General features: G+C 29.7%; 15 protein-coding genes. 10 read left to right on the top strand and 5 right to left on the bottom strand.

Annotation, left to right across the window (positions count from 1 at the left end):
- Positions 1 to 184: 184 nt before the first annotated feature.
- On the top strand, positions 185 to 454 hold the full coding sequence (locus tag JK634_RS04840; protein WP_202766490.1) for a metal-sensitive transcriptional regulator: 270 nt from the start codon (positions 185 to 187) through the stop codon (positions 452 to 454).
- 54 nt (positions 455 to 508) lie between these two features.
- Here JK634_RS04840 and JK634_RS04835 read toward each other — a convergent pair whose 3' ends face one another.
- The gene (locus tag JK634_RS04835; RefSeq protein ID WP_202766489.1) at positions 509 to 943 is read right to left on the bottom strand and encodes a threonine/serine exporter family protein; all 435 of its coding nucleotides are present in this window, start codon (positions 941 to 943) and stop codon (positions 509 to 511) included.
- Between the two features lie 2 nt (positions 944 to 945).
- Complete coding sequence (locus tag JK634_RS04830) at positions 946 to 1,713, bottom strand: threonine/serine exporter family protein (RefSeq protein WP_202766488.1); 768 nt, start codon at positions 1,711 to 1,713, stop codon at positions 946 to 948.
- A gap of 142 nt (positions 1,714 to 1,855) precedes the next feature.
- Between JK634_RS04830 and glyA the strand changes: the two genes are divergently transcribed.
- The 4 genes from glyA (at position 1,856) to ymfI (ending at position 5,795) form a co-directional block, all read left to right on the top strand.
- Positions 1,856 to 3,091, top strand: coding sequence for a serine hydroxymethyltransferase (gene glyA, locus JK634_RS04825; protein WP_202766487.1), 1,236 nt, complete (start codon positions 1,856 to 1,858; stop codon positions 3,089 to 3,091).
- A 146-nt stretch (positions 3,092 to 3,237) separates the two neighbouring features.
- Positions 3,238 to 4,089: a metallophosphoesterase gene (locus tag JK634_RS04820; protein WP_202766486.1), complete on the top strand. Its 852-nt coding sequence runs from the start codon at positions 3,238 to 3,240 to the stop codon at positions 4,087 to 4,089.
- Between the two features lie 18 nt (positions 4,090 to 4,107).
- Positions 4,108 to 5,031 carry a dipeptidase gene (locus JK634_RS04815; RefSeq protein WP_202766485.1) on the top strand — a complete coding sequence of 308 codons (924 nt, stop codon included), beginning with the start codon at positions 4,108 to 4,110 and terminating at the stop codon, positions 5,029 to 5,031.
- 20 nt (positions 5,032 to 5,051) lie between these two features.
- Positions 5,052 to 5,795, top strand: a complete 744-nt coding sequence (gene ymfI, locus JK634_RS04810) for an elongation factor P 5-aminopentanone reductase (RefSeq protein WP_202766484.1) — start codon at positions 5,052 to 5,054, stop codon at positions 5,793 to 5,795.
- Positions 5,796 to 5,867: 72 nt separating this feature from the next.
- On the opposite strand, the gene JK634_RS04805 is transcribed toward ymfI, so the two are convergent.
- Both JK634_RS04805 and JK634_RS04800 read right to left on the bottom strand, forming a co-directional pair.
- Entirely contained in the window at positions 5,868 to 7,367 is a 1,500-nt protein-coding gene (locus tag JK634_RS04805) for a sensor histidine kinase (RefSeq protein ID WP_202766483.1), read from the bottom strand.
- The gene (locus tag JK634_RS04800) at positions 7,364 to 8,038 is read right to left on the bottom strand and encodes a response regulator transcription factor (protein ID WP_338031212.1); all 675 of its coding nucleotides are present in this window, start codon (positions 8,036 to 8,038) and stop codon (positions 7,364 to 7,366) included. Before JK634_RS04800 ends, JK634_RS04805 begins: the two co-directional genes overlap by 4 nt.
- Before the next feature lie 80 nt (positions 8,039 to 8,118).
- Here JK634_RS04800 and JK634_RS04795 point away from each other — a divergent pair, with 80 nt between their 5' ends.
- Genes JK634_RS04795 through JK634_RS04785 form a run of 3 tightly spaced genes read left to right on the top strand, consistent with a single transcriptional unit; the run spans position 8,119 to position 11,216 of the window.
- A complete protein-coding gene (locus JK634_RS04795; RefSeq protein ID WP_202766481.1) occupies positions 8,119 to 9,372 on the top strand; it encodes a M16 family metallopeptidase in 1,254 nt (417 codons plus the stop codon).
- A 2-nt stretch (positions 9,373 to 9,374) separates the two neighbouring features.
- A complete protein-coding gene (gene recX / locus JK634_RS04790) occupies positions 9,375 to 10,013 on the top strand; it encodes a recombination regulator RecX (protein ID WP_202766480.1) in 639 nt (212 codons plus the stop codon).
- Positions 10,014 to 10,061: 48 nt separating this feature from the next.
- Entirely contained in the window at positions 10,062 to 11,216 is a 1,155-nt protein-coding gene (locus JK634_RS04785; RefSeq protein WP_243425554.1) for a transglutaminase-like domain-containing protein, read from the top strand.
- A 114-nt stretch (positions 11,217 to 11,330) separates the two neighbouring features.
- Here the strand turns inward: JK634_RS04785 and JK634_RS04780 are convergent, their stop codons facing one another.
- Entirely contained in the window at positions 11,331 to 11,675 is a 345-nt protein-coding gene (locus JK634_RS04780; protein WP_202766479.1) for a tetratricopeptide repeat protein, read from the bottom strand.
- Positions 11,676 to 12,185: 510 nt separating this feature from the next.
- Between JK634_RS04780 and JK634_RS04775 the strand changes: the two genes are divergently transcribed.
- Both JK634_RS04775 and JK634_RS04770 read left to right on the top strand, forming a co-directional pair.
- Complete coding sequence (locus JK634_RS04775) at positions 12,186 to 16,451, top strand: 2-hydroxyacyl-CoA dehydratase (RefSeq protein ID WP_243425553.1); 4,266 nt, start codon at positions 12,186 to 12,188, stop codon at positions 16,449 to 16,451.
- 522 nt (positions 16,452 to 16,973) lie between these two features.
- Positions 16,974 to 19,616, top strand: a complete 2,643-nt coding sequence (locus JK634_RS04770; protein WP_202766477.1) for a valine--tRNA ligase — start codon at positions 16,974 to 16,976, stop codon at positions 19,614 to 19,616.
- The last annotated feature ends 171 nt before the right edge of the window (positions 19,617 to 19,787 follow it).

Raw genomic sequence — 19,787 nt, 5'->3', positions numbered from 1 at the left:
TAATCCATGTTTTTATATAAATATGGATTGGGTTATTTTACTCTTTAGGAATTTATAATATTTTAAGGTTAAGGATAACATTATAGCTTTCCTAATCGCCTTGACGATTTTTTGCTTGAATAATAAATTAAGCATAGGTTATAATTATAGAAAATACCCCTTATAGGTATAAGGAGATGAAAAAATGGAAAAAGAAGAAAAGTTAAAAAAAGATATTCTAACAAGGCTTAAACGAATAGAAGGCCAAGTTAAGGGTATACAAGGAATGATAGATAAAAATGTATGTTGCTCAGATGTACTAGTTCAGATTTCAGCAATTAGAGCAGCAATAAATAAAGTTGGTGGATTAATATTAGAGGATTATGCTAGAAATTGTATAGGAATAGAACCAGGAAGTGAAGGAGAAGAAGGATTAGAAAATCTGATTAAAACACTTAATTCTTTTATGAAATAATAAAAGTGGATGTCTCATAATTAAATTTTGAGACATCCACTTTTTTATCTTAATTTATGTTTTTCTCGCTTTTGGAGTTATTATAATCCTAGTTATTGAAGAAACGAAAATAATACCTAACGCTAAGGCTCCTGCAGAAGCTAATGTATTAAGTCCTAGCTCAAGAGACTTATCAATGTTTCCTTGGACTATTTCATACATAGTATAATACATTCCTCCACCAGGAACTAGAGGAATTAATGCACAAATTATGAAGGTAGTTACTGGACTTTTTAATATTCTTGCTAATATTTCTGAATATGCAGAGAAAATAATAGAAGATATAAATAAAGCTAAGGTAGCAGAATTTGAATGATTTAAAGATAATTTATAAACTAACCAACCTAATCCACCGCCTAAAGAAGCGAAAACAAGATTTTTCCCTTTTATATTAAATATAATTCCAAAGCCAAAAGTTGCAATTATAGATACTACAATTTCTTTAATCATAATTATATTCCTCCATAAAATTTAAACCAAAAGCTTAATACAATTCCTGAACCTACAGCAATTGCAATAGCAACAAGAAAGGCTTCAGCAGCTCTTGTTAATCCAGAAACAAAATCGCCTGCAATAGTATCACGAATTGCATTTGTAATAGCAAGACCAGGCACAAGAAGCATAATGGCTCCAATTATGGTCATATCTAAATTAGATGCAATATTTAATTTAATGAAAATTAAAGCCATAATGGCTGTTATAGCTCCAGATATGCTGTTTGTGAAAAAATCATTTATTGAAAGAGAGCTACTAACAATTGAAAAATATTTTATTACAAGACCTATAATGAAAGCAGCTACAAAATCTTTTATATTCCCTCCAAAAAGCATCGAAAATGCACCGGCACCTAAAGCAGAAAAGAATATGGTTGTTTTATTATCATATCTTTTAGATTTATCTATTTTCTTTAGTTCGTCTAATACCTCAAGTACGGTCATGTTTTTTAAAAGTATATTTCTTGATAAGTCGTTTACCTCATGAACTTTTTGAAGATTAACAGTTCTAGATCTAACTCTTCTCACAAGTGAAAATGTACCTCTTTCTGTGTGAAAAGCAGATGCCATTATTCCTGTAGGCGTTACAAAGCTATCAGCATCCTCCATACCAAAAGCATGGCATATTCTATTTATTGTTTCTTCGACTCTATAGGTTTCGCCACCGTTTTCTAAAATTATTCTGCCAGCATATGTAGCCACATGTAATATTTTATTGCTATCCATAAATTTATATCTCCGTTAAACATTTCTTTTCATATGAAATTATAGCATATAACCCTTTAACTTCAACTATTAATTTATTTTTATGTTTTCGTATGATAAAATAAAATATGTAACGTAAATTTTAAGAAATTGGGGTGTTAATATGAACTTTACAAATTTGAAAGAAATGGATAGTGATATCCTAAACCTTATTAATAAGGAGTTAGACAGGCAACAATATGGAATTGAACTTATTGCTTCTGAGAATTTTACTTCTAAAGCTGTAATGGAAGCAATGGGATCATATTTGACAAATAAATATGCAGAAGGATATCCAGCAAAAAGATATTATGGTGGATGTCATGTTGTTGATGAAGTTGAATCTTTAGCAATAGAAAGAGCCAAGGAACTTTTTGGAGCAGAACATGCAAATGTTCAACCTCATTCAGGTTCACAAGCAAACATGGCAGTATATTTTACAATTTTAAATCCAGGTGATACAGTATTAGGAATGAATTTAAGTCATGGAGGACATTTAACTCATGGTTCACCAGTAAACTTTTCAGGAAAATTATTTAACTTTGTGTCATACGGAGTTGATAAAGAAACTGAAACTATTAATTATGATGAAGTAAGAAAATTGGCGTTAGAGCATAAACCTAAACTTATAGTTGCAGGAGCATCAGCTTATTCAAGAGTAATAGATTTTAAGAAATTTAAGGAGATAGCTGACGAGGTTGGAGCGTTATTTATGGTTGATATGGCTCATATTGCTGGATTAGTTGCAGCTGGAGTTCATCCTAGTCCTGTGCCATATGCAGACTTCGTTACAACTACAACACATAAAACCTTAAGAGGACCTAGAGGAGGCCTTATTCTTTGCAAAGAAAAATATGCTAAGGATCTTGATAAAAGTATTTTTCCTGGTATGCAAGGTGGCCCTTTAATGCATATTATTGCAGCAAAGGCAGTATGTTTAAAGGAAGCATTAGATCCATCTTTTAAAGAATATGGAAAAAATGTTGTAGAAAATTGTGCTGTTTTATCTGAAGAACTTGTTAAGAATGGATTTAAGATAGTATCAAATGGAACAGATAATCATTTAATATTATTAGATTTAAATAACAAAGACATTACTGGAAAGGAAGCAGAAAAATTGCTTGATACAGTAGGCATTACAGTTAATAAAAACACCGTACCAAATGAAACAAGAAGTCCTTTCGTAACTTCTGGAATAAGAATTGGTACTGCTGCAGTAACAACAAGAGGTTTTGGTAAGGAAGATATGAAAGAAATAGCTTCTATAATTAGCTATGTTATTGAAAATAAGGATGAGGATTTAAAGGAAGCTAAGGCTAGAGTTAGAGCTTTATGCGAAAAACATCCACTATATAATTAAGTATGATTTCAGAATCACCATATAAGTATATGGTGATTTTTATTTTACTCAAATTATCATAACTAATGAGAATAATTATCTTCAGTGTGCCTAGATATATGTCTTTTTCATATAGTATAATGATATTAATAATTAAAGAGGAAAATATGTACAATAAAAGATTAGATAATCTATGTTGTAATTCTAAAATAGTGGAGTTAAAACCAAGAGATAAGTTTGTGTTTATAAGTGACTGCCATAGAGGGGATGGAAGCTATAGGGATAGTTTAATACAAAATTATAATATATATAAAGGAGCTTTAAACTACTATTTAAAAAATAAATTTAAGCTAATAGAAATTGGGGATGGAGACGAGCTTTGGGAAAATAAAGATTTTAGGGATATAGGGTTTGTATATAAAGATATTTTTGAAATTCTTCTTAAGTTTAAAAAAAGAAATGATCTTTATTTAATATGGGGAAATCATGATATGATCAAGAAGAATAAGAAAAGACTAACAAAAATAATTAATTTTAGTAAGAATGAAGCTTTTTATAAAGTGCTTATGGATTTATATGGTGAAGGTGATATATGCGAAGGTATTAAGTTAACAAATGGAGAAAATGAATACTTAGTAATACATGGGCATCAAGTGGATTTTTTTAATAGTGATTTATGGTTACTTTCAAGATTTTTATTAAGAAGTGTATGGAGTAAATTGCAAAACTTTGGAATTAAGACGCCTATATCTCCAGCAAGAAATATTTCTAAAAGAAATAAAATAGATAGTAGGATTATAGAATGGTGTACAAAAAATAATAAGAGGATTATAGCAGGTCATACACATAGTAGCAGAATAAGTGATTTAAAGACAGGAGAGTATTATAATGACGGGTGTTGTGTGTTTCCAAACCATATTACTACCTTAGAGTATGAAAATCAAAGATTTAAATTAATTAAGTGGACTTTAGATATAGAATTAGATAATAGAATAGTTTTAAGCAGAAAAGAATTATAAATATTATTGGAGGAAGAAATGAAATTTATAGATATGCATTGTGATACACCATCATTTTTATATAAAAATAGGGGAGAGAATCTTAAAAAGAGTAGTGGATCTGTAGACATAGATAAATTAATTAAAGGGGAAGCATTTTGTCAGTTTTTTGCTTTCTTCATAAATTTAGAAAAGGTAGAAGATCCTTTTGAAGAGTTTAAAAGTATGTTTAGTAACTTCCAAAAAGAATTGAATTATAATAAAGATGTAATTAATGGAGTAACTAGTTACAAGCATTTAAATAGTGATAAAATTGGAGCGCTTTTTACTATTGAAGAAGGAGAAGTAATAAAAGGAACTATAGATAATTTAATAGAAGTATATAATTTAGGTATTAGAGGAATTACATTAACCTGGAATTATGAAAACTCAATAGGATATCCAAATTATAAAAAGGAATTTATGAATAAAGGTCTTAAGGAATTTGGTATTGAAGTAGTAAGTAAAATGAATGAATTAGGAATGCTCATTGATACATCCCATCTTTCTGACGGGGGTTTTTACGATGTTTATAAATATTCAAAAAAACCATTTATTGCTTCCCATTCTAACGCGCGAGAAATATGTAATCATCCTAGAAATTTAACTGACGACATGATAAAGGTACTGGGGAATACCGGGGGGGTAATGGGTATTAATTTCTGCTCTTGGTTTTTAGGAAAAAGCGAAGTATCTAGAATAGACGATATTATTGCTCACATTAAACATATCAGAAATGTAGGCGGAATTGAAGTTATAGCCTTAGGTAGTGATTTTGATGGAATAGAGAATAAGGTGGAGATAGAAGATGTTTCAAAAATGCCCTTGCTTAAGGAAGCACTTATTAAGAATGGATTTAAAGAAAATGAGATAGAAAAAATATTTTATAAAAATGCTGAAAGGGTTATAAAAGAAATTTTATAATTATACAACTAGGAGGAAAAATGAGTAATTTAAAAGGAAAAGTAGCAATTGTCACTGGAGCATCAAAAGGAATAGGAAAATCTATTGCAATTAGTTTGGCTGAAAAAGGTGCAAATATAATTATAAATTATAATAGTGATGAAAAAGGTGCAATTGACACACAAGAGAAAATTAAGGCTCTTAGAGGGGATAGCCATATAGTAAAAGGGAATGTTGCAAATTATGATGACTGCAAATATATTGCTCAAGAGACTCTTAAAGTGTTTAAAAGAATAGATATATTAGTAAATAATGCAGGCATTTCAAAGATAGGACTATTTATGGATACCAAAGTAGAAGAAATGGACTCATTAATAGATGTAAATATTAAGGGAGTACTTAATATGTCCCATGTTGTTATTCCACATATGTTATCTGAAAGAAGAGGAAGTATTATAAATATTTCTTCAATGTGGGGAATAGCAGGAGCTTCTTGTGAGGTAGTTTATTCTTCAACCAAAGGGGCAATAAATTTATTTACAAAATCTTTAGCAAAAGAAATGGGTTCTGCTAATATAAGAGTAAATGCAGTTGCACCAGGAGTTATAGATACAGAAATGAATAAATGGATGGATGAAGAAGAAAGAAAAGAATTAGAAGAAGAAATCCCATTAGGTAGATTTGGTGAAGGAAAGGAAGTTGGTGATTTAGTTAGTTATTTATCCAGTGATGAAAGCAAATATATAACTGGGCAAATAATCTCAATAGATGGGGGCTTTTTATAGATTAAATAAAAGCTAAAAAAGGCTACTTATGGAATGCTAATAGAAAGAAGAAGCAGAGGCTTCTTCTTTCTATTATTCATATTCAGTTTCTTTTGAAGCTTCTAATGTGAAAAAAGCTAAAACACCTTTTTCAGTATTTTTAATTCCGTAAGAACTCTTATGTAGGTCTAATATGCCTCTTGTAATAGATAACCCTAATCCAGAGGAATTACCATCACGCTTACCTGACTTATCCACCTTATAGAACTTATTCCATATATTATCAAGCTCTTCTGGGGCTATAGATGCGCCTAAGTTTTCTATGGATACAAGGATTAATTCATTTAACTTTTCTAAAGTGATAATTATCTCCTCATTGTTAGGAGTGTACTTTATTGCATTAGTTATAAAGTTACTTAATACTTGCTCAATCTGAAAAGTATCGCCAGTTACGTAAAGATATTCAAAGGAAGGGTTAAAATTTATAGATAGATTTTTTTCATTTATCAAACCTTCATATTTTCTAAGAGATAAATTTATCATTCTTATTAAGTTGAAACTTTCAAACTTTGGTTTTAGAACTCCAGATTGAATTTTAGATAACTCTAACATATCCATAACAAGTTTATTCATCTTATGAGCCTCATCAATTATGATATTGAAGTAATTTCCGTCAGGATCCTTTAATATACCATCCCTCAATCCCTCAGCATATCCCTCTATTATTCCAATAGGAGTTTTTAATTCATGGGAAACATTTGCGATAAAGTTTTTTCTCATTTCCTCAATCTCTCGTTCCCTTTCAACTTCATTTTGGAGTGACAAATTCTTGCTTTTAAGCTCTTCTAGTGCATTGCTTAAGTTAGAAGATAAGAAGTTTAAAGTTTCTCCGAGATTGTTTATTTCGTCATTATCTTTAGGTGTATATCTTTCTGAAAAATCCATGTTACTCATTTTAGTTGCAATTTTATTAAGCTTTATAAGTGGATTAGCGATATATCTAGATAAAATAACTGAATATAATACGGCTACTAATAAAGAAACAGCTATAAAGTATGGTATAAATGAGGATAATACACTTGAAGCTTCTCTAATTGGATGAACAGTAGAAACAGCAATAAGAATAGAATCATATTTATAATTTAATGACATTGGACAAGCTGATACTATTATATTTGTATCCAATTCTTCACTATAGTATGTTTCAGTTTTTACTTTACCTGAAGATATCAATGAATTAACTGTAGCTTTATCGGAGGCTAACCCATTAAAAATTGATCTAAATAGATTTTTAAACTCACTCCTTGTATTAGGAGGGAAAAATACTTTAGATGTATCTAGGTATAATACTCCTAGTTGGCCATTGTTATCTTCTTGAAATTTATACATTGATTCTAGTAAGGTAGTACTATCATCACCCTTGAAAGAATTATTTTTACTAAATGTATCTAGGTTATTACTAAGATTTTTAGTTTTTTCTTGTATATAGAATTTTTCAAAGAAACTTTTTTGAAAAATTAGAATAAGTGAAACTAGAATTGTTAGTGTTAATAGGGTGATAATAAATATTCTTTTACCTATTTTACTATTCATTCTTTCACCTCAAATTTATATCCACTTCCTCTAACAGTTACAATGTAATCAGATGCATCAGCTAGCTTTTCTCTCAAACGTTTCACTGTAGTATCTACAACCCTGTTATCTCCAAAATAATCATATCCCCAAACTCCGTCCAAGATTGTGTCTCTAGAAAGAACAATTTTTTCATTTTCAATAAGATATAACAATAAATCATATTCTTTTGGTGTAAGTGTAATTGAAGTTCCTTTAACCAATACTTCCATGGATTCCTTATTTACACTTAGCTTAGAAAAGCTTATAATAGTACCCTTAGTACTAGAACTAGTTCTTTTTAATAATGCTTTAATTTTGGCCACAAGAACTTTTGGTGAAAAAGGTTTAGTAATATAGTCATCTGCACCTAGCTCATAGCCTAATAATTTATCTTCTTCCTGGCTTTTAGCAGTTAGTAAAATTATAGGGACTGAAGAAGTTTTTCTTATTTCCTCCATTACAGCTAAACCATTGAGTCCAGGCATCATTATATCTAATATAACTAACTTTATGTCATTTTGCTTAAAAAGGTGTAATCCTTCATTACCATTGGAGGCTTCAATTATGTTAAATTGCTCAATAACAAGATAATCTTTTAATAGCGCTCTTATTCTATGTTCATCTTCAACAATTAATATATTTTCCATAATACTCTTACTCCTTTCATTAATATATTATATAATAATTTACAGGTATAATTAAAGTAATTAATAATAAAAGGAGCAAATGAATGGTGAAACTTAATTTTGATGCAAAGTCCCATGTTTTAAAAAATGGGTTTAAGGTTATAACAATAAATAAAGATACACAATTAGCATCTATAAATTTAGGAATAAAGGTAGGTGCCTTATATGAGAATGATAATGAGAAGGGAATATCTCATTTTATTGAACATATGGTGTTTAAGGGGACACAAAAAAGAAATAACGAGGAATTAAATAATGAATTAGAAAATTTAGGTGGGGAATATAATGCTTATACAGATTATACTTCAACTGTCTATACAGTTACCTGTCTTCAAGAGGAGATTGAAAATGCTATAGAGTTAGTGAGTGATATGATTATAAATCCAGTTTTTGATGAGGAAGAATTGAAAAAGGAAAGAGGAGTAATTCTATCTGAAATCAGAACAAGTAAGGATGATATTGAGGATTTGAGTTTTAGAAGAACTAGTGATTTTGCTTTCCAAAAAAGCGGGCTTAAGTATGATATAATGGGAACAGAAGAAAGTGTTGCTGCATTTAAAAGAAAAGACTTAGCAGAGTTCTATAAAAGATACTATAATTCAACCAATGCGATTCTTACATTTGTATCAAATTATTCTCATGATGAAGCAATAGATTTAGTTCAAAAACATTTTAGTTCTTGGGAAAAATCAATTCCTGTGAAACCTGAGTTTATATTTGAAAAAAATAAACCTGGAATATTTGAAACTTATAAGAATGATATTGAACAAACCACAATTACTTATTTATTTGCTTTTAAGGAATTACCTAAGAGCATGGAACTTCCTTTGAAAATACTAAATCATAAGTTAGGGGAAAGTTCAAATTCATTACTTTTTAGAGAATTAAGAGAAAATAGGGGTTTAGCCTATGATGTATATACTCATTTGGATATAAGCAAAGATGTTAAAACCCTTCATATATTTACATCAGTAGATGAAGAGAGTGCATCTGAGACTATGAAGGTAATTAATAACTGTATAGAAGATATAAAGAATAGAAAAATAATTTTTGATGATTCAACATTTTCTTTAATGAAAAAAGTTCACAAAACTGCGGTAATATCCACTTTGGAAGATCCAACAGATTTAGGAAACTATTGTTTACATCAGTTGTTAGAAGATGAAGATATATATGAATTTATTGAAGATATGGATGAGCTAAACAAATTAAAGCCAGAAGATATTTATGAAGTTTCAGAACTTTTACTTAAGGCTCCAACAATTCATATTTTAAAACCCAATGAAAGAGATGAATAAGATTGAGTAAGATAACAAAAATTGAAGTAGCTAAAAGAAATAAAGAAAGAGTAAATGTATATATAGATGACGCATATGCATTCTCTTGTTTTGGAGAGTTAATATATAAAATTAATTTATCTAAAGATATGGTGATAGATTTAGATAAACTAAGTGAGTTAGTTGCTCAAGAAGAATTTTTAAAATGCAAAAATTCAGCATTAAGAATACTTGAAAAAAATCATAAAACCAGAAAAGAAATTGAAGATAAGCTAATAGAAAAAGAATATTCAGAGAAGACAATTGAAAGAACTTTTAAATTTTTAGAGGAATATAATTTTATAAATGATGATAAATATAGCGAACTGTATATAAAAGATAAGATTAAAAATCAAGGAAGAAATAAGATTAAGTATACATTGATGAGAAAAGGTATTGATAAAGAAACAATTAATGAGAAGTTAATGAACATAGATGAAAATATTGAAAAAGATACATGTATTAAACTTGCAGAAAAAAAACTACAGAGTTTAGCGAGAAAAGAAGATAACAAATATGTTATCTCAACTAAGCTTATTAAATTTTTAATATCTAAAGGCTATGACTATGAAATGGCATCTGGTGTTGCAAAAGAAACATTGAACATAAGTATTTACGATTAGGATTTTAAAGGTATAATATGATTACTAATCCATTAAGGAGGTGTTCTTTTGAAAAGTTACTATATAGATATACTATTTTTTTCTTGTTTACTGATTCCTATAGTAATAGGAATATTTAATGGATTTAAAGCTAATAATTTTATGAATGAGATAAAAAGCATTGAGGAAAGTATATGTCTTATTATTTCATTTTTCTTTACAATAAACTTTTTAAATAAAAGCTCATTGTTTAACAAGAATTTTTTTGATACAATATCACCTTCATTTAGCGAGTTTGTGCAGAATAATCCTAAACTATCGTATTATATAATTCTTATAATATGTACTTCAATCGCATATGGAATAAGTTTAATACCTTTTGCTATAATTAATAGTGTGATTATTAAGCCAATAGTTAAAAGAGTTGAGAGTTATTCAGATGGTGGAGGTAGCATTAGAAGAGCAATAATTTCAGGATTTTTTAAGATACCTTATGGAATAATTTTAGCTTGTCTATTTGGTATGTTATTGCAAGGGGTAATATTCCTAAAGCCTTCAGATAAAATTACTAAGGTTGCAAGTGAATCAAAATCCTATCAATATTTTTATAAAAATATATTTAATCCTATTTCAACATCTAATTTTGCAAAGACTTTACCAGATTTAATCGGTGACTCATTAAAAATAGATGTAGTTAATAGCGAAACAAATGTAGGAAATAGTACAAACATCCCTAAAGGGGGAATTGTACTTTATAATGGAATAACCTTGGATGAAGGTGTTAAATCCAATAATGAAATTGACTCGTTGGCGAGAAGTATAACCAAAAATAGGACATCTACTAAGGAAAAAGCAAAAGTAATCTATTCTTGGGTAGGAAGCAATATAAAATATGATTATTCAAAAGCTGAAGCTATAATGAGTGATAATTATAGGAATAAGTCTGGTGCAATGGAAGCATATAACACAAGAAAAGGCATATGTTTTGACTATGCGTGTTTATATGTAGCCATGGCTAGAGCCAATAATTTAAAGGTTAGGATAGTAGTTGGACAAGGATTTGATGGAACAAAGTGGGTAAGTCATGCATGGAATGAAGTATATTTACCAGAAGAAAAAAGATGGATAAATGTTGATCCGACATTCTATGTTGGAGGAAATTATTTTGATAATAAAAATTTTGATAGCGATCATAAGAAAGATAAAGTAATTGGGGAGTGGTAATGTTTTCTATATATGAATTTGAAATATTAACTCGTTCATAATTTGTTTAAATACTATTGATTAATTTAAAAACTCATTTATAATAATAGGGATACCAAATGTATGGAATCCCTATTAAAGTTTTTTTAAAAGTAAATCAATTGCTTTTTTACAATCAGTATCATTATTATCTAAAGCCCATGCTCTATTAAAATATAAAAGTGCTTTTTTAGAATTAGAAATCATTGCATATGAATAAGCAAGATTAAAAAAATACTTACTTTCAGCTGAATAGCTTAAAGCCTTTTCTATGTATTTGATTGCTATATTATAATTTTTCATTTTTATAGCACATACTCCTGCATTATAATATGAGCAAGATAAATTTTCGTTGATTTTTATAGCTTTTTCATAATAATCCAATGCCTTAAGGTAGTTTTTACTATTGTAAAGATTGTTTGCTTCTTGAAAATAACTCATAGTACCTCCATAATTATTTTGGTTTATTATAGTTTAATTTTTGACATAAAAAAATTTAATATTCAACAAACATAAAAATAGTTAATATTCTTATGAAATCTATATTCTAGGGTTTTTACAGGAAACTCAACTTATTCTTTTTTGAAAGTTTTAAGTTCAGGATATTTTCAAGAATGAATAGGTTAAAAGTTGAACTTAAAGCCCAATTAGCTATTAAACTATATTTTAAGTAAATATATTTTTAACTTTTAAAACCGCATTTTTAATAATATAATTAAGTGGGGTCTTTCTAGTTTTTTTACTCTCCTAGGAATTTCTAATATTTTAAGATTGTTGATAACAATATAATTCAACTATAATCTAAGGATTTACTAGACTCCCAAAGAGTAAAAAGTAGAATTAGTCGCCTGCCAAGTTTTCCACACATGCGTTTGGAAAGGCAGATGCGAGAAAAAAATCGACGGCTCATAATCGCCTTGACGATTTTTTATGAAGAAAGGAAGGGGTTTAATGTATAATTTAGGGTTAGACGTTGGGTCTACCACCGTTAAATTAGTAGTATTAAATGCGTCTAATAAAATAGTATTTAGTAGATATAAAAGACATTTTTCAGATATTAAAAGCACTATTATAGGATTGATTAGGGAATCTTATAAGCAATTAGGTAATACTGAAATATCAATAAGCATTACAGGTTCAGGCGGACTTTCAGTTGCAAAGTGGCTTGGAGTTAATTTTATACAAGAAGTTGTAGCTTGTACTAAAACGGTAGAAGAGATTATTCCAGAAACAGATGTTGCAATCGAATTAGGCGGAGAAGATGCTAAAATCACATATTTCAAAGGTGGAATTGAGCAAAGAATGAATGGTAGCTGCGCTGGGGGGACAGGTGCATTCATTGATCAAATGGCATCCTTATTAAAAACTGATGCTTCTGGTCTTAATGATCTTGCTAAGAATTATGAAGTTATATACCCAATTGCAGCAAGATGTGGAGTTTTTGCTAAAACAGATGTACAACCTTTAATAAATGAAGGTGCAAAGAAGGAAGATATAGCAGCTTCTGTTTTACAAGCGGTAGTTAATCAAACAATAAGTGGACTTGCATGTGGAAAGCCTATAAGAGGAAAAGTAGCATTTTTAGGAGGTCCATTATTCTTCTTATCAGAGTTAAGAAAAAGATTTATTGAAACATTAAATTTAAAAGATGATGATGTGATTTTTCCAGAGAATTCACAACTTTTTGTTGCTTTAGGTGCTGCAATATCATCAAAAGAACATGAAACTGTTATATTTAAAGATATAGTAGACAAGCTAAAAGATTTATCTAATATTGAAGAACATGAAATAGATAGTTTAAGAGCCTTATTTAAAGATGAACAAGAACTTCAAGAATTTAAAGATAGACATGATAAAAATAAAGCAAAAAGAGATGAGATTGAAAATTATTCTGGAAATTGCTATTTGGGTATAGATGCTGGATCAACAACTACTAAAGTTGCTTTGATTGGCGAAGAAGGACAAATATTATACTCATACTATGGATCAAATGAAGGAAGTCCATTAGTAAGAGTTGTAGGTATATTAAAGGATATCTATGAAAAATTACCTAAGACAGCTAAGATTGTAAATTCAACTGTAACTGGGTATGGAGAAGGTTTAATAAAATCAGCACTACATATTGATATTGGAGAAATAGAAACCATAGCTCACTACAAGGCTGCAGAGCATTTCCTACCGGGTGTGGATTTTATTTTAGACATTGGTGGACAAGATATGAAGTGTCTTAGAATAAAAAATGGTGTAATTGACAGTATATTACTAAACGAAGCTTGTTCGTCAGGATGCGGTTCATTTATTGAAACCTTTGCTAAGTCTCTTAATATGGAAGTTAAAGATTTTGCTAAAGAGGCATTATATGCTTCTAATCCAGTAGACTTAGGGTCTAGATGTACTGTATTTATGAACTCAAGAGTAAAGCAAGCTCAAAAGGAAGGAGCAACAGTAGGAGATATCTCTGCTGGACTTTCTTACTCAGTTATAAAAAATGCTTTATTTAAAGTAATTAAAATTAGAAGAAAAGAAGAAATGGGTAAGAAGATCATTGTTCAAGGGGGTACCTTCTATAATGATGCTGTTCTTAGAAGTTTTGAATTAGTTTCAGAAAGAGAAGTTATAAGACCAGATATTGCAGGACTAATGGGCGCTTTTGGTGCAGCATTAATATCAAAAGAAAGATATGTTCAAGATTCTGAGAGTAACATACTTAAGGCCCATGAATTAGAAAGCTTTGGTTTTGATACATCATTAGAGAGATGTGGTCTATGTGGTAACAACTGTTTATTAACAAAAAATAAATTCTCTAATGGAGAAACATTTATATCAGGAAATAGATGCGAAAGACCAATAATAGGTAAAGTATCAAATGATGATGTACCTAATCTTTATGATTATAAATATAAGAGAACATTTAATTATATTCCTTTAAAGAAAGAAGAAGCCAAAAGGGGAACCATAGGAATTCCTAGAGTATTAAATATATATGAAAATTACCCATTCTGGTTCACTTTTTTAAACGACTTAGGTTTTAGAGTGGAATTATCGCCAAGAAGTACTAAACAGATTTATGAAATGGGAATAGAAACTATACCTTCGGAATCTGCATGTTATCCAGCTAAAATTGTTCATGGACATATAATGGCATTAGTTAATAGAGGTATTGAAAATATATTCTATCCTTCTATAGCTTATGAAAAAAAAGAAGATGAAAGAGCAAATAATCATTACAATTGTCCTATAGTTACTTCCTATCCAGAAGTAATAAAGAATAATATGGATGTGATACAAGAAAAAAACATTAACTACTTGAATCCATTTTTCTCATTAAATGATAAGGAAAGATTGCTTCCAAGATTAGTTGAAGAATTTAAGGGCTTTAATGTAACTGTTGAAGAGTGTAAGAAAGCTTTAGATTTAGCTTGGAATGAAAGAGAAAAATATAAGCAGGATATAAGAGATAAGGGTGAAGAAGTAATTGCTTATCTAAAAGAAACTGGAAAGAAGGGTATCGTTTTAGGAGGAAGACCATATCATGTGGATCCTGAAATAAACCATGGTATACCTAATATAATTACTTCTTATGGAATGGCTGTTTTAACTGAAGATTCTGTTGCTCACTTAGGAAACTTAGAAAGACCACTTAGAGTTGTTGACCAATGGACATACCATTCAAGATTATACAGTGCAGCAGCACATGTGTGTGAAAATGATAATTTAGAGTTAGTTCAATTGAATTCCTTTGGTTGTGGACTTGATGCAGTTACTACAGATCAAGTACAAGAAATTTTAAATGCTAGTGGAAAGATATACACTGTATTAAAAATAGATGAAGGAAATAACCTAGGTGCTGTTAGAATAAGAATTAGAAGTTTAAAAGCAGCTATTGAAGAAAGAATTAGAAATCATTATGTTCCAGTGAAGGAAGAGTTTAAATATAAATCTCCTACTTTCACAAAGGAAATGAGAAAAACTCATACAATATTAGCACCTCAAATGTCACCTATCCATTTTGATTTGGTGGAGGCTGCATTTAATTCGTCAGGTTATAAAGTTGTAGTGCCAGAAGAAGATAAGATGGCTATAGAAGAGGGATTAAAATATGTAAATAATGATGCTTGTTATCCTTCTATAATTACAATTGGACAAATAATACATGCATTAAAATCAGGAAAATATGATTTGAATAATACATCTGTAATCATCTCACAAACTGGTGGTGGTTGTAGAGCAACTAACTATATAGCATTCCTTAAAAAAGCATTAGTAGAAGCAGGTTTTGAAAATATTCCAGTTTTATCACTTAATGCAGTTGGTATGGAAAAACATCCTGGCTTTAAGCTTACACTTAAGTTACTTAATAAAGCTTTAATGTCACTTGTATATGGAGATTTATTCATGAGAGTTTTATATAGAGTAAGACCTTATGAAAAAGTTAAAGGTAGTGCAAATGCGCTATATGAAAAGTGGAGAGCAATAGCTATTGAAAGTGTTAAAAGAGGTTCATTATCGACCTTTAAGAAAACTGTTAGAGGTATAATTAAGGAATTTGATGAATTAGAACTTTTAGATATTAAGAAGCCAAGGATTGGGGTAGTAGGTGAAATCCTAGTTAAATTCCATCCATTAGCTAATAATGATGTAGTTAGTATAATAGAAAATGAAGGTGGAGAAGCAGTAGTTCCAGATCTTTTAGATTTCTTCTTCTATTCAGCTTACGATTCAGACTTTAAATATAGATATCTTTCATTTAGTAAGAAGAGTAAGAACAATGGACACCTAGCTATTTGGGCTATGGAGTTATATAGAAAAGAAATGAAAAAAGCATTAGAGGAAAGTGAAAGATTCCATCCGCCAGTAAGTATTCAAGAATTAGGAAATATGGCATCGCAAATATTATCTTTAGGACACCAAACTGGTGAAGGTTGGTTCTTAACAGCTGAGATGATGGAGCTTATAGAAAGTGGTGTTAATAATATTATTTGTATGCAGCCATTTGCATGTCTTCCTAATCATGTTACTGGAAAGGGAATGATTAAAGCACTTAAGCATAGATATCCATTATCTAATGTAGTAGCTATTGACTACGACCCAGGTGCTTCTGAAGTAAACCAATTAAATAGAATTAAGCTAATGTTTGCAACAGCATTTAAGAATTTAGATGCAAATCAAAAACCTAAGAAAGTTTTATGGCTTAATGAAGAAGTTAGAAATGTTTAAATAGTGAAAAACCAGAAGTTTTAGGGCTTCTGGTTTTTGTTTTTAGAAATATTAGTGGTTTATTATATAATGAAATTATTACTATTTATCCTTGACAGATTAAGATTCAATAATATAATATAATTAATATACAAATTTATATCTATGCTATGATAAAGAGGAGTAGAGATATTAATGATATTAAGAGAGGAAAACCCAAGGCTGTAAGGTTTTCTATATCTGTTATCTTGAAGGTAGCTTTTGAGCATCTTTGCTGAAAATAAATATGCGTATTTATAAGAATTTTAGTTCATCTAGCAATTTACACATGCAATAAAATTGTCAGAAACCACAATTTTATTACAAGTATAAATTAAGTTTCACAATAAAATTCTTTAGTAAGCAAGGACGGTAGTTCTATACCGATAAAGTATTAAGAGTCTATAACAATTGTTGTAGAAAAAAAGGTGGTACCGCGAGTCTTCGTCCTTTTATAGGATTAAGGCTTTTTTTTATTTCACGTAGTATTTTAAGGAGGATAACATGAGCGAAAATAATATTTCAACAACCTATGATCCAAAAGAATTTGAGGAAAGAATTTATAAAGTATGGGAGGAAAAAAAGTATTTTACTCCTGAAGTAGATAGATCAAAAAAACCATATACAATAGTTATGCCACCTCCAAATATAACTGGAAAGTTACATTTAGGGCATGCACTTGATAATACACTTCAAGATATACTAATAAGATTTAAGAGAATGCAAGGATACTGTACTCTTTGGCTTCCAGGAGAAGACCACGCTAGTATAGCAACTGAAGTTAAAGTAGAAAATGAATTGTTAAAGCAAGGACTTGTAAAAAAAGAATTAGGAAGAGACGCATTCTTAGAAAAAGTATGGGAATGGTCAGATGAATATAGAGAAAGAATAAGAACCCAGCTTAAGAAAATGGGAGTTTCTGCTGATTTTACAAGAGAAGCTTTTACTATGGATGAGAATTTAAACAAAGCTGTTAGACATGTTTTTGTTAAATTATATAATGAAGGTCTTATATATCAAGGAAACAGAATTACAAATTGGTGTCCAAAATGTGAAACTGCTTTATCTGATGCCGAAATAGAATATAAAGAACAAGAAGGAAACTTCTGGCATATAAAATATCCAGTTAAGGATTCAGATGAGTTTATAGAAATAGCAACTACAAGACCAGAAACACTACTAGGGGATACTGCAGTAGCTGTTAATCCTAATGATGAAAGATTCTCACATTTAGTAGGAAAAACTCTTATATTACCTTTAGTAGGAAGAGAAATTCCTATAATTGCAGATGAATATGTTGATATTGAATTTGGAACTGGTGCAGTTAAAATTACACCAGCCCATGATCCTAATGATTATGAAGTAGGAAAGAGACATGGACTTAAAGAAATTAGAATAATGGATGATAAGGGAGTAATTAATTCTCTTGGCGGAAAATATGCGGGTCTAGATAGATATGAAGCTAGAAAAGCTATGGTTTCAGATCTTGAAAAAGAAGGATTACTTGTAAAAATAAAACCTCATACTCATAATGTAGGAACACATGATAGATGTAATACTGTAATAGAACCAATTATATCAAAACAATGGTATGTAAAGATGGAATCTCTTGCTACACCTGCATTAGAAGTAGTTAGAGAAGGGAAAACAAAATTCATACCAGAGAGATTTGAAAAAGTATATTATAACTGGATGGAAAACATTCAGGACTGGTGTATTTCTAGACAACTATGGTGGGGACACAGAATACCAGTATTCTACTGTGATGAATGTGGAGAACTAATGGTAAGCGAAGAAAAACCAGGTTCATGCACAAAATGCGGATCTAATAAGATAACTCAAGATAGTGATGTTTTAGATACATGGTTTTCATCAGCCTTATGGCCATTTTCAACATTAGGTTGGCCAGATAAAACAGAAGATTTAGATTTCTTCTATCCTAATTCAGTACTTGTTACAGGTTATGATATCATATTCTTCTGGGTTGCTAGAATGATATTCTCTGGAATTCACAATATGGGTGAAACACCATTTGAAAATGTTCTTATTCATGGTATCATAAGAGACTCTGAAGGTAGAAAAATGAGTAAATCTCTTGGTAATGGTGTAGATCCATTAGAGGTAATAGACACTTATGGTGCTGATGCACTTAGATTTATGCTTGTTACAGGAAATGCACCAGGAAATGATATAAGATATTATCCTGAGAGAGTAGAGTCTGCAAGAAACTTTGCTAATAAAATATGGAATGCATCAAGATTTTTAATGATGAATTTAGATAAAGATTTAATGAATAAGTATAAAGACGAAAAAGACTATTCATTAGCTGATAGATGGATTTTATCTAGATGTAACACCTTAATTAAGGACGCTACTGATAACTTAGAGAAATTTGAATTAGGAATTGCATTGCAAAAAGTTTATGATTTCATGTGGAATGAGTTATGTGACTGGTATATCGAATTAGTTAAACCTGTATTCTATGGAGAAGATGAAAAAGCTAAAGGAATAGCATACAATGTAATATATGATGTACTTCAAACAGGATTAAAACTTCTTCACCCAGTTATGCCATTTATAACAGAAGAAATATATACTCATTTATGTGATGAAAGTGAGTCAATTACTATTTCAAGTTGGCCAGAATACAACGAAGGCTTAGTTGATGCAAAAGCAGAAAAAGAAATGGGATATATAATTGATGCTATTAAATCACTAAGAAATGTAAGAGTTGAAATGAATGTACCACCATCAAGAAAAGCAAAGGTAGTTGCATATATAAATAAAGAAGCAGAAGAAGCATTTAAAAATGGAATAAGCTACTTTGAAAAATTAGCTTCAGCTTCTGAGATGGAATTTATAGAAGATAAAAATAATGCCCCAGAAAATGCTGTTTCAGTTGTAGTTGAAGTTGGTGAATTATTTATGCCTCTATTAGATTTAGTTGATAGAGATAAAGAATTAGATAGATTAAACAAAGAAAAGACTAAACTTGAAGGGGAAATTAAGAGAGTAGAAGGAAAGCTTTCAAATGAAAGATTTACTGCAAAAGCTCCTCAAGATGTAGTTGAAGCTGAAAAAGCTAAAGGAGAAAAATATAAAGAAATGCTTGAAGCTGTACTTCTAAGAATTAAAGCTTTAGGCTAATATTAAATAAACAAATATAGTAAAAATCACCCTAAGATAATTTTGAAGTCTTAGGGTTTTCTTTTTATATGAAAACCTTATATGGGATTTACTAGATTAGTTAATAATAATTATCATTTGTAAAATGAAGATCAAATGTGTTAAAATCAAATTGTAACATAGACGTAATAC

Origin of the sequence: Clostridium paridis, assembly GCF_016765615.1 — a bacterium.
Classification (GTDB): Bacteria; Bacillota; Clostridia; order Clostridiales; family Clostridiaceae; genus Clostridium_T; species Clostridium_T paridis.
The sequence above is the reverse complement of the archived record's forward strand: the minus strand, read 5'-3'. Positions and strand labels throughout refer to the sequence as shown.

Bases quoted from the DNA above. Each gene is read 5' to 3' on its own strand.
- JK634_RS04840 (WP_202766490.1), top strand. From the start codon at position 185: ATGGAAAAAGAAGAAAAGTTAAAAAAAGATATTCTAACAAGGCTTAAA.
- JK634_RS04835 (WP_202766489.1), bottom strand. From the start codon at position 943: ATGATTAAAGAAATTGTAGTATCTATAATTGCAACTTTTGGCTTTGGA.
- JK634_RS04830 (WP_202766488.1), bottom strand. From the start codon at position 1,713: ATGGATAGCAATAAAATATTACATGTGGCTACATATGCTGGCAGAATA.
- glyA (WP_202766487.1), top strand. From the start codon at position 1,856: ATGAACTTTACAAATTTGAAAGAAATGGATAGTGATATCCTAAACCTT.
- JK634_RS04820 (WP_202766486.1), top strand. From the start codon at position 3,238: ATGTACAATAAAAGATTAGATAATCTATGTTGTAATTCTAAAATAGTG.
- JK634_RS04815 (WP_202766485.1), top strand. From the start codon at position 4,108: ATGAAATTTATAGATATGCATTGTGATACACCATCATTTTTATATAAA.
- ymfI (WP_202766484.1), top strand. From the start codon at position 5,052: ATGAGTAATTTAAAAGGAAAAGTAGCAATTGTCACTGGAGCATCAAAA.
- JK634_RS04805 (WP_202766483.1), bottom strand. From the start codon at position 7,367: ATGAATAGTAAAATAGGTAAAAGAATATTTATTATCACCCTATTAACA.
- JK634_RS04795 (WP_202766481.1), top strand. From the start codon at position 8,119: ATGGTGAAACTTAATTTTGATGCAAAGTCCCATGTTTTAAAAAATGGG.
- JK634_RS04780 (WP_202766479.1), bottom strand. From the start codon at position 11,675: ATGAGTTATTTTCAAGAAGCAAACAATCTTTACAATAGTAAAAACTAC.
- JK634_RS04775 (WP_243425553.1), top strand. From the start codon at position 12,186: ATGTATAATTTAGGGTTAGACGTTGGGTCTACCACCGTTAAATTAGTA.
- JK634_RS04770 (WP_202766477.1), top strand. From the start codon at position 16,974: ATGAGCGAAAATAATATTTCAACAACCTATGATCCAAAAGAATTTGAG.